Source organism: Burkholderia sp. AU39826 (assembly GCF_020419965.1).
Classification (GTDB): Bacteria; Pseudomonadota; Gammaproteobacteria; order Burkholderiales; family Burkholderiaceae; genus Burkholderia; species Burkholderia semiarida.
Map to the genome: position 1 here is coordinate 857914 of NZ_JAIZQG010000002.1, position 14055 is coordinate 871968.

Annotated in this window: 10 protein-coding genes; 3 read left to right on the forward strand and 7 right to left on the reverse strand. The window is 67.4% G+C overall.

Features of this window, described 5'->3' with window-relative positions; translation table 11 throughout:
• Positions 1-119: 119 nt before the first annotated feature.
• Positions 120-1535 carry a type I glutamate--ammonia ligase gene (glnA, locus tag LGM42_RS08760; RefSeq protein ID WP_059583292.1) on the reverse strand — a complete coding sequence of 472 codons (1416 nt, stop codon included), beginning with the start codon at positions 1533-1535 and terminating at the stop codon, positions 120-122.
• A 404-nt stretch (positions 1536-1939) separates the two neighbouring features.
• Here glnA and LGM42_RS08765 point away from each other — a divergent pair, with 404 nt between their 5' ends.
• The gene (locus LGM42_RS08765) at positions 1940-2404 is read left to right on the forward strand and encodes a rhodanese-like domain-containing protein (protein WP_059583291.1); all 465 of its coding nucleotides are present in this window, start codon (positions 1940-1942) and stop codon (positions 2402-2404) included.
• 116 nt (positions 2405-2520) lie between these two features.
• On the opposite strand, the gene LGM42_RS08770 is transcribed toward LGM42_RS08765, so the two are convergent.
• The 5 genes from LGM42_RS08770 to hrpA all read right to left on the reverse strand — a co-directional run bounded on the left by LGM42_RS08770 (position 2521) and on the right by hrpA (position 10662).
• A complete protein-coding gene (locus LGM42_RS08770; RefSeq protein WP_226232004.1) occupies positions 2521-3336 on the reverse strand; it encodes a competence/damage-inducible protein A in 816 nt (271 codons plus the stop codon).
• The gene (locus LGM42_RS08775) at positions 3333-4160 is read right to left on the reverse strand and encodes an EI24 domain-containing protein (RefSeq protein ID WP_226232005.1); all 828 of its coding nucleotides are present in this window, start codon (positions 4158-4160) and stop codon (positions 3333-3335) included. Before LGM42_RS08775 ends, LGM42_RS08770 begins: the two co-directional genes overlap by 4 nt.
• 126 nt (positions 4161-4286) lie before the next feature.
• Positions 4287-5261: a sterol desaturase family protein gene (locus tag LGM42_RS08780; RefSeq protein ID WP_059583286.1), complete on the reverse strand. Its 975-nt coding sequence runs from the start codon at positions 5259-5261 to the stop codon at positions 4287-4289.
• 16 nt (positions 5262-5277) lie between these two features.
• Complete coding sequence (locus LGM42_RS08785; protein WP_059583285.1) at positions 5278-6267, reverse strand: beta-propeller fold lactonase family protein; 990 nt, start codon at positions 6265-6267, stop codon at positions 5278-5280.
• 174 nt (positions 6268-6441) lie between these two features.
• Complete coding sequence (gene hrpA, locus LGM42_RS08790) at positions 6442-10662, reverse strand: ATP-dependent RNA helicase HrpA (protein WP_226232006.1); 4221 nt, start codon at positions 10660-10662, stop codon at positions 6442-6444.
• Positions 10663-10685: 23 nt separating this feature from the next.
• On the opposite strand from hrpA, the gene argA reads away from it, so the two are divergent.
• Both argA and LGM42_RS08800 read left to right on the forward strand, forming a co-directional pair.
• A complete protein-coding gene (gene argA, locus LGM42_RS08795) occupies positions 10686-12065 on the forward strand; it encodes an amino-acid N-acetyltransferase (protein ID WP_059583282.1) in 1380 nt (459 codons plus the stop codon).
• 53 nt (positions 12066-12118) lie between these two features.
• Entirely contained in the window at positions 12119-12394 is a 276-nt protein-coding gene (locus LGM42_RS08800; RefSeq protein ID WP_006478357.1) for an oxidative damage protection protein, read from the forward strand.
• A 216-nt stretch (positions 12395-12610) separates the two neighbouring features.
• Here the strand turns inward: LGM42_RS08800 and LGM42_RS08805 are convergent, their stop codons facing one another.
• Positions 12611-14023, reverse strand: a complete 1413-nt coding sequence (locus tag LGM42_RS08805) for an MFS transporter (RefSeq protein ID WP_226232007.1) — start codon at positions 14021-14023, stop codon at positions 12611-12613.
• Between the last annotated feature and the right edge of the window lie 32 nt (positions 14024-14055).

Genomic DNA, 14055 nt, shown 5'->3' on the forward strand with positions numbered 1-14055 from the left:
GTCGGAACAAAAAAGGGACGGCCGGACGCCGTCCCCTTTCAGACTCCGCCGTTCCCGCCGCAAGCCGCGCGACGGGAACGAACCGGCATGACGGCGCTGAATCGAAGCGCCATCGCCGATTAGAGCGAGTAGTACATCTCGAACTCGATCGGGTGCGTCGTCATGCGGAACTTCGCCAGCTCCTGCTCCTTCAGCGCGAGGTACGCGTCGATCATGCCGTCCGTGAACACGCCGCCGCGCGTCAGGAACTCGCGATCCTTGTCGAGCGCTTCGAGTGCCTGGTCGAGGCCCGCGCACACGGTCGGGATCTTTGCATCCTCTTCCGGCGGCAGGTCGTACAGGTTCTTGTCCGCTGCTTCGCCCGGATGGATCTTGTTCTGGATCCCGTCGAGGCCGGCCATCATCAGCGCCGTGAAGCACAGGTACGGGTTCGCCATCGGATCCGGGAAGCGCGTTTCGATACGGCGGCCCTTCGGGTTCGACACGTGCGGAATGCGGATCGATGCCGAACGGTTGCGCGCCGAGTACGCGAGCTTGACCGGTGCCTCGAAGTGCGGGACCAGACGCTTGTACGAGTTCGTCGTCGGGTTCGTGATCGCGTTCAGTGCACGAGCGTGCTTGATGATGCCGCCGATGTAGAACAGCGCCAGTTCCGACAGGCCGGCGTAGCCGTTGCCCGCGAACAGGTTCTGGCCGTCCTTCCAGATCGACTGGTGAACGTGCATGCCCGAACCGTTGTCGCCGACGACCGGCTTCGGCATGAACGTCGCCGTCTTGCCGTACGAGTGGGCGACGTTATGGATGATGTACTTCGACCATTGCGTCCAGTCGGCGCGCTGAACCAGCGTCGAGAACTTCGTGCCGATTTCGTTCTGGCCCTGGCCCGCCACTTCGTGGTGGTGCACTTCGACCGGGATGCCGAGCTGTTCGAGCAGCAGGCACATTTCCGAACGCATGTCCTGGAACGTGTCGACCGGCGCGACCGGGAAGTAGCCGCCCTTCGTGCCCGGACGGTGGCCCGTGTTGCCGCCTTCGAATTCCTTGCCTGCCGACCACGGCGCTTCTTCCGAGTTGATCTTCACGAAGCAGCCCGACATGTCCGTGTTCCACTGGACCGAGTCGAAAATGAAGAATTCCGGTTCCGGACCGAAGTAGGCCGTGTCGCCGATGCCCGTGCTCTTCAGGTACGCTTCGCCGCGCTTCGCGAGCGAACGCGGATCGCGCTCGTAGCCCTTGCCGTCGGCCGGCTCGACCACGTCGCAGGTCAGCACGAGAGTCGACTCTTCGTAGAACGGGTCGACGAACGCTGCGTTCGGATCCGGCATGAGCAGCATGTCCGACGCCTCGATGCCCTTCCAGCCCGCGATCGACGAACCGTCGAATGCATGCCCGCTTTCGAACTTGTCTTCGTCAAACGCCGAAACCGGCACCGACACGTGCTGCTCCTTGCCGCGCGTATCCGTGAAGCGGAAATCGACAAACTTGACGTCCTCGTCCTTCACGAGCTGCATGACGTCGGCGACGGTTTTACTCATAACCTCTTCTCCTGATTGAACAATTCCGGCGGACTGGGAAACCGCCTCGTTTATCGAGCTGACCGGGGTCTTGCTTTGGCGCAGCGCGCCCCGATTCGACCGAATTCTATATAGCAGCTTCCGTGCCAACCATCGCAAAACCGACGCGGATCACGCCAGCCCGCGCCGTGGCGGGGCTCGCCTGCGCAATTGCAGGGCTCTCCGCCGTACTGGCGCTGGCCGGGACGCACCGCAATGGTGCGCTCGTGCGGATACGGCGGCGAAGCCGAATCATCCTGGTGCATTCGCGCCATTTTGCACTTTTTTGGTGAACGCGTGGTCCGTGCCTGCACCACCGCTCACGCCGGCATCCGCGCGACGCCGCCGCGCTAGAATGCTCGTTTGACCGATACGGAGACCCTGCCATGAGTACGCTCGACCAGCTTTACGCGAAGGCCGACGAACGCCGCGCACAAGGCGCGCTCAACTACGCCGGCGCGCTGCTGCCGGTCGAGGCGTTCGAACTGCTGCAGCTCGACCCGTCGGCGCGCCTCGTCGACGTGCGCACGCGCGCCGAGCTCGACTGGGTCGGCCGCCCGCTCGTCGGCGACGGCCAGTACCTGCACGTCGAATGGACGCGCTACCCGGGCGGCGTGCCGAACGCCGAATTCGTCAACGAACTGAAGGCGGCCCTCCCGGCCGATACGCCCATCCTGTTCCTGTGCCGCAGCGCCGCGCGCTCGAAGCTCGCCGCGGTCGCGTCCGCGCAGGCCGGTTTCACGAAGGCCTTCGACCTGCTGGAAGGCTTCGAGGGCGCCAAGGACGCCGAAGGCCACCGCAAGACGGTCGACGGCTGGTGCTTCCGCAAACTCCCGTGGATCGGCGCCTGACGGCGCGCCGCGCCCGCCGGTTGCGACAGCCTCATCGTCGAGCCGGGCGATGACATGCCGATGACGGGCCGCATTGCGCGGCCCGTTGTTTTTGGTACGGCCCCGTTGCAGGCCGCTCAGGCACGCGGCGTATCGGGCTCGACGACGTCGCCGCCGAGCAGGTGCACGCCTTCGCGCAGCTTCACGAACGCGGCCGCGACCGCTTCCGGCTCGCCCTTCACGCCGAGATCGATGTGACGGCGCGCGTAGATGCCGCCGCGCTCCGCGTCGCCGACGCTCGGCAGGCTGAATACGCGCACGCCGGGGAAATCGCGCTCGATCTTCTCCATCAGCGGCGTCAGCGTCGATTCCGGCAACTCGAACACGACCAGCGAGCGCTCGGCGTGCGGCGTCGCGTGATGCAGATGCGCGTACTTCGTATCGAGCACCCATTCGATCATCGGCCACGCCATCACCGGGAAGCCCGGCACGAAGTGGAGATGGCCGACCGAGAAGCCGGGAATCCGGTTGTAGCCGTTCGGGATAATCGTCGCGCCCGCCGGAAACACGCCCATGTTGAATCGATGCTGGTTCTCCGGCGATTCGAAATCGACCGGCGTGGCCGGGTCGGCGTGCGTCTCGCGAATGCGTTCCGAAATCAGCACCTTCGCTTCCGGATGCAGCTCGAGCGGCACGCCGAGCGCGGCGGCCGCGCACTGGCGCGTATGGTCGTCGGGGGTCGCGCCGATCCCGCCCGTCGAGAACACGATGTCGCCCGACGCGATCGCACGCACGAGCGTCGCGGTGATGCGTGCCGGATCGTCGCCGACGTATTCGGCCCAGTCGAGCGCGAGGCCGCGCGCGCCGAGCAGCTCGATGACCTTCGCCAGATGCTTGTCCTGCCGGCGGCCCGAAAGGATTTCGTCGCCGATGATGATGATGCCGATGCTCATGCCTGCCCCATGTCGATTGCGGTGGCGCGCGCGCTGGCGCGCAGGTCCTCCAGCGCGCGCAGGCAGTAGTGCCCGAACCACAGCGCCGAGAAGACGAGGATGAAAGCGTATACCCAGATCATGGCGGCCGCGACGAACGGGAACAGCACCATCATCCAGACCGACGAAACCCACACGAAGGTCGGCACGGTGCCGAGCAGCCCGGTCGCGACGCCGATGCCGATCAGCGGCCAGCGATGCCGGCGCACGAGCGCGCGGCGCTCGTCGCGGCTCGCGTGCAGCGCGAGCGCGTCGTAGGTCATCACGCGATACGTGAGCCAGCCCCAGATCACCGGCGGCAGCAGCGCGAAGAACGGCGGAACCAGCCACAGCGGGATCGTGACGACGAGCAGCACGACGCCGACGATTGCCGCGCCGAGCGAATTGACTACGCTGCCGAAGAAGGTGCCGCCCCGCTTCGGCTCGAGCGCCGCGAACTGCCGGTTCGACAGGTGCTTGATCACGACCGGCATCGAGATCGTCGCGATCAGCAGCAGCACGGTCAGCACGATCAGCGGAATCGCGAGCGACACGACCACGAACGGCGCGACGACCGCGTGCAGCTGCGACATGCCGATCGCATCGAACGCGCGATACAGCGCGGCCGTCAGCACGAAGCCGTCGAGCGCGCCGCGCGCGACGTCGATCAGCGTCTGCCACGAGAACCACAGCACGGCGCCCCACAGCAGCGCCGAGACGACGAACGGCATCAGCGTGAGCCACAGCATGCGCGGGTGCAGCGCGCTGGCGAGCGCCCGGACGAAGGAACGCAGCAAGTCGTTCATGCGAGCCTATGGAGTGTGGATTGACGGAGAAAAACGGGGAAAGGATAAACCACACGGCCCGCATGCGCCAAAGCGCATGCGGGCCGTGTGGGAAAGCCGTTCAACGGGAGAAAGGCCCGCTCGGGATTAGGCCGACGCCGCGCCGCGTTTCGCGGGAAACAGGCGCCGGAAGATCCGCACGAACGCCAGGCCGTGCTGCGACCAGAAGCCGTCGCCGTAGGACACGCCCTCGACCTGCTCGCGGATGCCGGTCGGCTCGACCGTGCGGTTCCACGACGCGGTGCCGAACATCATGTCCCACCACGGGAACAGCACGCCGAAGTTGCAGCCATATTTGGTGCCTTCGTGGCCGTAGCCGACCGCATGGTGCCGGCGGTGGAAGATCGGGCTGACGAGCAGGCGCTCGCCGATGCGGCCGTACGACAGCCGCGCATTCGTATGCTGGATGCTCTGCAGGAAGTTCGTGACCGCGGTCAGCACGACGAACTGCGACGGCGTCACGCCGATCACGAGCGCGATCGCCGCGAAGAAACACGACTGGATCACGTCGTCGAGCAGGTGGTTGCGGTCGTCGCACCACAGCGACATCTGACGCTGGCTGTGATGAACCGCGTGCAGCTCCCACCAGATGCCGAACTTGTGCTGCCAGCGGTGATACCAGTAGCCGGCGAAATCGAGCACGACGAGGTAGATCGCGAACGCGACGATCGGCTGCGAGGTCACGCCCGGCCACAGGTAGTCGAGGTTGACGTTCGACACGCCATGCAGGCGCAGCCACGCCTGGAAGTTGTCGAACACCGGCTGCAGCGCGAAGAAGAAGAACAGCGTGTAGATGCCGAGCTTCGAGATCGCCGTGTAGATCACGTCGACACGCACCGCACGGCGGTTCTTCCAGCGCTCGACCGGCAGCAGCGCCTCGAGCGGGCGCAGCAGCGCGAACATCAGCACCATCTGCAGCGCGCCGATGATCACCCAGTACAGCGCGTCGTAGGTGTCCTCGTCGTAGTCCATCAGGTTGAACTTGAAGAGGAGCGGCTGCACGACGTCGACGTACAGCCAGGTCTGGATGTCCGACACGAACGCATCGATCAGGTGCAGCATCGTCCGCCTCCGCCCGTTACGCGCCGTTCGCCGCCTTCCACGGCGCGCGGTCGTAGAAGTAGATCCCGTGCGGCGAGCGGCCGACGGCGATCGTCTGCACCAGCTTGCGCGAGGCCAGATCGATGATCCCGACCTTCTTCGCGAAACGGAACGTCACCCACAGCGTCTTCTTGTCGGCGGACAGCTCCATGTCGTCGGGGCCCGGCAGCAGGCCGGTGATGTCGCCGACGTTGGTGAGCGCGTTCTCGTCGATGATGCTGATCGTGTTCGCGACGCGGTTGGTGACCGCGACGTGCGTGCCGTCGGCGAGCGAGCGGAAGTTGTGCGCGCCCTTGCCCGTGTAGATCTGCTTGACGACCTTCTGGTTGCGCCAGTCGACGACCGCGACGTAATCCGCGCCGGTCATCCCGACCAGCAGGAACTTGTCGTCGGGCGTGAGCCACAGGCCGGCCGGCACCTTGCCGACCTTCATCTTCCACTTGACCGTCTGCGTCGGCAGATCGATCGCCGCGATCTCGCCGGACACCTGCAGCGACACGAGCAGCGTCTTGCTGTCCTTCGTGAACGCGAGGTGGCTCGGCATCACCGCGAGCGGCACGCGCTTCACGAGCTTCAGGTCGCGGCCGTCGTAGCCGTAGATGTCGACGCGATCGAGCCGCAAACCGGCCGCCGCGAACCACTTGCGGTCGGGCGAGAAGCCGAGCTGGTAAGGATCGTCGATCCCTTCGACGGTGCGCTGCAGCTTGCCCGTCTTCGGATCGAGGAACATCAGGCTGTTCGAGACCGAATTCGCGACGATCAGCGATGCATTGTCGGGCGTCGCCATCAAATGGTGCGGTTCCTTGCCGGTCGGCATCGTGGAAACGACTTCGCGGGTCTGCTGGTCGATCAGGGAAAGCGTCGCTTCGGCCGAATTGAGGACGATCACGTTATTCGCGTGTGCGGCGGGCGCCAGCACGGCGGCGGCCAGCGCAAGCGTGCGGCCGAAGGAAAGGAAAGTGCGCATGAAGACTCACGTCGTGGAACAGCAGTGATTGTAGAACGTTCGGCGGGCCCCTCCGGTTGACCCATGCCGGGATTGCGCCGCTTTTGCGCCACCTTGCCGCACGCCGGGCGGCCGCACGGGCCGCCGCGGCGCAGGCCCCGGCTGCCCGTGCAGGCCCGGCCGACCGATGTCGCGCTAGCGCTGCATCGACTCCCAGACCTTGTGCAGACGCTTGACAGAGACCGGCATCGGCGTGCGCAGTTCCTGCGCGAACAGCGAAATCCGCAGTTCCTCCAGCAGCCAGCGGAATTCCGCGAGCCGCGCATCGGCGACGCCGCCGCGCTGCGACACCGCGCGCTGGTACTGCTGGACGAGCGGCAGCAGCTCGGCCGACTGCTTCGCGTCGCGCGCCGGATCGGCCTTCAGCTTGTCGATCCGCAGCGCGATGCCCTTCAGATAGCGCGGGAAATGCGCAAGCTGCGCGTAAGGCGTGTCGATCACGAAGCGCTTGCCGACCAGCGCGGCCAGTTGCTGCTGCAGGTCCGCATGGGCCTGCGCGAACGGCTTCGCCTGCGCGAGCTTCTTCACGAGGCCCGTATATTCGGCCAGGATCTGCCCGACGAGCCGCGCGATTTCCTGCGCGAGCAGGTTCAGCCGGCTCCTGCCCTCGTCGCGGCGCGTGTGGAAGCTCGCGTCGTCGTCGGGCAGCGGGTCCTGCAGGCACGCGCGGTCGAGCGCCGTGTCGATCAACTGGTCGCGCAACTCGTCCTGCGTGCCGAGCGACATGTACTGCATCGCCATCTCGCGCAGGCCCGGCAGGTTCTTTTCCAGGAACTTGATCGGCTCCTTCAACTGCAGCGCGAACAGCCGCCGCAAGCCGGCCCGGTGAATGCGCGCGGCCTCCTCCGGCGAATCGAACACCTCGACGTCGCAATGCGTGCCGCGGTCGACGAGCGCCGGATAGCCGTACAGCGTCTGGCCGCGCCGGCGGATTTCCAGCAGCTCGGGCAGCTTGCCGAAATTCCATGTCGTCAGGTTCTCGTACAACGCCGTCGCGCCGGCTTCCGTCGGGGCGGCCATCCGTGGGGCGGCCGTCTGCGGGGCCGCGCCCTTGCCCGGCTTGCCGCCCTTCGCGGCCGAAGCCTGCGCGGCGGCCGGCGCCGGCGTGCCGGCTGCATCGCCCGCGCCGGCGTCGCCGCCCGGCGCGAGCGTCGACGCCGCCGCGATCTTCTGGAACTGCTGCTGCGCCTGCGCACCGAGCTCCTGGCGAAGCTGCGCGAGATTGCGCCCCATCGCGAGCTGGCGGCCGTGCTCGTCGATCACCTTGAAATTCATGAACAGGTGCGCGGGCAACGTCTCGAGCTTGAAATCGGCCGTCTTCATCGCGACCTGCGTCTCGCCGCGCACGTCGGCGATCAGCGCCTCGACGAGCCCGCCCGCGCCAAAGCCCTCGCGCCCCATCCGCTCGACGAAGCCCGCCGCGTACTCGGGCAGCGGCACGCAGTGCCGGCGCAGCTTCTGCGGCAGCGACTTCAACAGCAACTGCACCTTTTCCTTCAGCATCCCCGGCACGAGCCACTCGCAGCGGCGCGCGTCGACCTGGTTCAGCGCGAAGAGCGGCACCGCGAGCGTCACGCCGTCGCGCGGCGTGCCTGGCTCGAAGTGGTACGTAAGCGCCATCTCGACGCCGGCCATCGTCGCGCGCTTCGGGAACAGGTCGGTCGTCACGCCGGCCGCCTCGTGGCGCATCAGGTCGTCGCGCGACAGGTACAGCAGCCGCTGCTTGTCGTCGGGCTGGCCGCCCTTCCTCACCTCGTCGCGATACCAGCGCTCGAACGCGGCGCCCGTGTGGATGCCTTCCGGAATCGCATGGTCGTAGTACGCGTAGATCAGCTCGTCGTCGACCAGCACGTCCTGGCGGCGCGACTTGTGTTCGAGCTGCTCGATGTCAGCGAGCAGCTTGCGGTTGTGCGCGAAGAACGGCAGCTTCGTGTCGAATTCGCCTTCGACCAGCGCGCCGCGGATGAACAATTCACGTGCGCGCGCCGGGTCCTGCTTGCCGAACGCGACGCGCCGCCGGTGGTAGATCGGCAACCCGTACAGCGTCGCGCGCTCGAACGCGCTCACCTGCGCCGGACGCTTTTCCCAGTGCGGCTCCGACAGCGATTTTTTCAGCAGATGCGCGCCGATCTTCTCGACCCACTCGGGCTCGATCTTCGCGAGGCAGCGCGCGTACAGCCGGCTCGTCTCGACGAGTTCGGCCGCCATCACCCAGCGGCCGGCCTTCTTCGCGAGCGCGGAGCCGGGCCACAGGTAGAACTTGATGCCGCGCGCGCCGAGGTAATGCGGATCGTCGTCCGCTTTCATCCCGATGTTGCCGAGCAGGCCCGTCAACAGGGCCAGATGAATCTGTTCGTAGGTGGCCTCGACTTCGTTGAGTCGCCAGCCGTGCTCGCGCACGACGGTCAGCAGTTGCGAATGCACGTCGCGCCACTCGCGCAGCCGCAGGTGCGACAGGAAATTCTGCCGGCAGGCGTCGACGAGCTGGCGATTCGACTTCTTGTGCGCGACGGCTTCCTCGAACCACGCCCAGATCTTCAGCCACTGCAGGAATTCGGAGCGCTCATCGGCAAACCGGCGGTGCGCCTGGTCGGCCTGCTCCTGCGCTTCGATCGGGCGATCGCGCGGATCCTGCACGGACAGCGCGCTCGCGATGATCAGCACCTCGCGCAGCGACTGCTGGTCGCGCGCGGCCAGAATCATCCGGCCGACGCGCGGGTCGAGCGGCAGCCGCGCGAGCTCGCGGCCGAGCGGCGTCAGCGCGTTGTCGTCGTCGACCGCGCCGAGCTCGTTCAGCAACTGGTAGCCGTCCGCGATCGCGCGGCCGGGCGGCGGCTCGAGGAACGGGAACGATTCGATCGCCGTCAGGTGCAGCGACTTCATCCGCAGGATCACCGACGCGAGCGACGAACGCAGGATTTCCGGATCGGTGAAGCGTGCGCGCGCCTGGTAGTCGCTTTCCTCGTACAAGCGGATGCACACGCCGTCGGCCACGCGGCCGCAGCGGCCCGCGCGCTGGTTCGCGGCCGCCTGCGAGATCGACTCGACCTGCAACTGCTCGACCTTGTTCCGGTACGAATAGCGCTTCACGCGCGCGAGACCGGTGTCGACCACGTAGCGGATGCCCGGCACCGTCAGCGAGGTTTCGGCCACGTTGGTCGCGAGCACGATGCGGCGCGCGTTCGACGCCTTGAACACCTTGTCCTGGTCGGCCGCCGACAGCCGCGCGAACAGCGGCAGGATCTCGGTATGCGGCGGATGGTGCTTGCGCAGCGCCTCGGCCGCCTCGCGGATCTCGCGCTCGCCGGGCAGGAACACCAGCACGTCGCCGGGGCCTTCGCGGCACAGCTCGTCGACCGCGTCGACGATCGCGTCCATCAGGTCGCGCTCGGCCTCGCGCGCGGTCTTCACGCGATCGCGGCCGCCCGTGCCTTCCGCGTTCTTCACCGCCGGGCGATCCTCGGCCACAGGGCGGTAACGCATCTCGACCGGATACAGCCGCCCGCTCACCTCGATCACGGGCGCCGGACGCTCGTCGGTGCCGAAATGGCGCGCGAAGCGGTCGGCGTCGATCGTCGCGGACGTGACGATCAGCTTCAGGTCGGGCCGCCGCGGCAGGATCTCCTTCAGATAGCCGAGCAGGAAGTCGATGTTCAGGCTGCGCTCGTGCGCCTCGTCGATGATCAGCGTGTCGTACGCCTTCAGCAACGGGTCGGTCTGCGTCTCGGCGAGCAGGATGCCGTCCGTCATCAGCTTCACGGACGCGCCCGGCGCGAGATTGTCGGTAAAGCGCACCTTGTAGCCGACCACCTCGCCGAACGGCGTGCCGAGTTCCTCGGCGATCCGGCGGCCGGTGGACGATGCGGCTAGGCGCCGCGGCTGCGTATGGCCGATCAGGCCCGTGCCGCCGGCGCCGAGCCCGCGGCCGAGATCGAGACAGATCTTCGGCAACTGCGTGGTCTTGCCCGAGCCCGTTTCACCGCAGACGATGACGACCTGGTGGCCGGCGATCGCGCGCGCGATTTCGTCGCGCTTGCCCGACACGGGCAGGCTTTCGGGGTACGTGATCGGCGGGACGGGGTTCGGTGCGACGGCGGCCCGCGGCGCACGCTCGCGGCGCGGGGCACGCTCGCCCGCGGCCTGCGGCGCGCCCTTCGCGGCCGGCTGGCGCGCGTCGCCGCGCCGTTCGTCATTGCGCGGCCCGCGCGGCGCATGTGCCGGCGTGCCCGCCGGCTTGTCCTGCTGCCCGCGCGGCGGCTGGCCGGGCTGCTCGCGCGCGTCGGCCGCACCATCCGGGTGCTTCGCCGACGGCGTATTGGCCCGCGTCGGCGCGGGACTTTTAGAAACATTCGACATGGGGGCGCATTATAATCCCGCCCATGAATTCCCAAACCGACCTCCCTCCCGCTCAGACCGGCGCCGCGACGCCGCCGGCCGCCGACGATTCGGCCGCCAGCCACGCGCAGTTCGTCGACTGGATGCGCTCCGTCGCGCCCTATATCCACAAGTTCCGCAACAGCACGTTCGTCGTGGGGTTCGGCGGCGAGGTGGTGCAGCAGGGGCTGCTGAACGCGCTCGTATCCGACATCGCGCTGTTGCAGGCGATGGGCATCCAGATCGTGCTGGTGCACGGCTCGCGCCCGCAGGTCGAGGAGCAGTTGAGCCTGCACGGTGTCGAATCCGAGTTTTCGCACGGGCTGCGCATCACCGATGCGCGCGCGCTCGAATCCGCGAAGGAAGCGGCCGGCGAAGTGCGTCTCGACATCGAGGCCGCGATCAGCCAGGGGCTGCCGAACTCGCCGATGGCGCACGCGCACATCAGCGTCGTGTCGGGCAACTTCGTGACCGCGCGGCCGGTGGGGATTCTCGATGGGGTCGATTTCGCGCACACGGGCATCGTGCGCAAGATCGACGCCGAATCGATCCGTCATTCGCTCGCGAGCCGCAAGCTCGTGCTGCTGTCGCCGCTCGGGTTCTCGCCCACCGGCGAGGCGTTCAACCTGTCGATGGAGGACGTCGCGTCGGCGGCCGCGATCGCGCTGCGCGCCGACAAGATCATCTTCCTGACCGAAGGGCCCGGCATCGTCGACGACGAAGGCGACCTGGTGCGCGAAATGTCGCTCGACGCGGCCGCCGAGCTGCTCGATTCCGGCAACATCCAGGGCGACGACGCATTCTTCCTCAAGCATTCGATCCGCGCGTGCCGCGGCGGCGTGACCCGCGCGCACCTGATTCCGCAATCGCTCGACGGCAGCATGCTGCTCGAACTGTTCCTGCACGACGGCGTCGGCACGATGATCTCGTACGAGAACCTCGAAAGCCTGCGCGAAGCGACGCCGGACGACGTCGGCGGCATCCTGTCGCTGATCGAGCCGCTCGAATCGGACGGCACGCTGGTGCGGCGCGGCCGCCACCAGATCGAACGCGACATCGACCACTTCTCGGTGATCGAGCACGATGGCGTGCTGTTCGGCTGCGCGGCGCTGTACCCGTACCAGCAGGAGAAGATCGGCGAGATGGCGTGCCTGACGGTCGCGCCCGAAGCGCAGGGCTCGGGCGACGGCGAACGCCTGCTCAAGCGCATCGAGCAGCGCGCCCGCGCGCGCGGCCTCACGCACATCTTCGTGCTCACGACGCGCACCGAGCACTGGTTCCTCAAGCGCGGCTTCGTCAAGGTCAGCGTCGACGACCTGCCGGAAGACCGCCGCAAACTCTATAACTGGCAGCGCAAGTCGCTCGTGCTGATGAAGCAGCTCTGAGCACCGGCACGACTGCCCTTCCCCCCAGACACCGATTACAGGAGAAGTACACGATGGCTCGAATGATCCAATGCGCGAAGCTCGGCAAGGAAGCCGAAGGCCTCGATTTCCCGCCGCTGCCGGGCGAACTCGGCAAGCGCATTTACGAGAGCGTCTCGAAGGAAGCGTGGCAAGGCTGGCTCAAGCAGCAAACGATGCTGATCAACGAAAACCGCCTGAACATGGCCGACCCGCGCGCGCGCCAGTATCTGATGAAGCAGACGGAGAAGTACTTCTTCGGCGACGGCGCGGACCAGGCGTCCGGCTACGTGCCGCCGACGGAAGGCTGAGCGACGACGCGACTCGCGACGGCCGGCCATGCCGGCGGCGTCGCGAGGTGAAGCAAAAGCCCCAAGCAAACGGCACCGTGTATCGCACGGTGCCGTTTGCTTTTGGGACACCTGATCTGGCGCGAGCGAAGGCAAACAAGACGCGCGGCCCGCCCGGCGCCCGATGCCGCGGAATCGCCGCGCCGCCGCCTCGGCGCATCGCGCCAGCCTGCCGGCTCAACCCGCGGGTTTCAACGTGCCGCGATCGTCGGGTGGCGCGGCTTCGCCGCCCGGGTTCCCTGCGCCCGTATGCTCGGTGCCCCACTCGGCCGCATCGCTGCGCTCGGCGCTCGACAGTTCGTCGGCGCGATGTCCGGTGCGATTGAGCAGCGCCACCATGCAGACAAGCGACACGAGCGCATAGAGCCCCGACGCGATCGCGACGCCGACGATGCTGCCCGTCGCATTGAGGATCGCCTGCGCGAGCACGGGCGTGCCGCCGCCGACGACGAGCGCGCTCAACTGATACGCGAGCGACAGGCCCGTATAGCGGATGTTGGCCGGGAACACGCGCGCGAGCACGCCGCCGACCGCGCCGTAGAACATCGCCGACGGAATCGTCGAGACGCACATGCCCGCGACGGCGACCCAGTACGAACCCGTCGCGAGCGCATGAAACATCACGGGCATCAGCACGATTTCCGGGATCAGGATCCAGCACATCGCGCGCCGCATGTCGACCTTCGACACGAACCACGCGCCGACCGGCTGCATCAGGAACTGCACGACGAGCGAGATCGACAGGATGCCGAGGAACGTACCCTGCGCATAACCGAGTTCCTTGGTCGCCCACGACAGCGCGAACGTGCTGCGGAAATACGTGACGTTGATCACCGGCAGCGTGCCGGCCGCGAGCAGCACGACGACCCAGTGGTCGCGCACCACGTCGCGCAGCGGCAGCTTCACCGTGCGCTTGCGCGCGAGCACGCGCTGCATGTCGACCGATTCCTCGAGCTTCAGCCGGATCACCATCCCGATGATCACGAGCACGGCAGACAGCAGGAACGGAATGCGCCAGCCCCACATCAGGAACGACGGCGTCGGCAGCGCGCTCAGCGCGAAGAACGCGGCCGTGGCCAGCAGGTTGCCGGTGGGCGAACCCTGCTGCGCGAACGCCGCATACAGGATGCTGCGATGCTTCGGCGCATTCTCGCTCGCGATCAGCACCGCACCGCCCCACTCGCCGCCGACCGCGATGCCCTGCAGCACGCGCAGCACGACGAGGCCCGCGGGCGCCCACACGCCGATCGACGCATAGCCGGGCAGCAGCCCGATGCCGGTCGTCGCGAGCCCCATCATCACCAGCGTGATCACGAGCGCCGTCTTGCGGCCGACGCGATCGCCGAGATGCCCGAACACGATCCCGCCGAGCGGCCGCGCGGCAAAGCCGGCCCAGAACGTGACGAACGCGAGCAGCGTCGCGACGCCGGGGTCCATCGTGCTGGAAAAGAACACCTTGCCGAACACGAGCGCCGCGGCCGTGCCGTAGATGTAGAAGTCGTACCACTCGATCGTGGTGCCGACGAACGCCGCGAGGGCGGCGCGGCCAGGCCGCGGCTGCGCGGCGGGCGGGGATTGCGGACGGCTCATCGATGTCTCCATGTTTGTGATCGGCGGCGCGA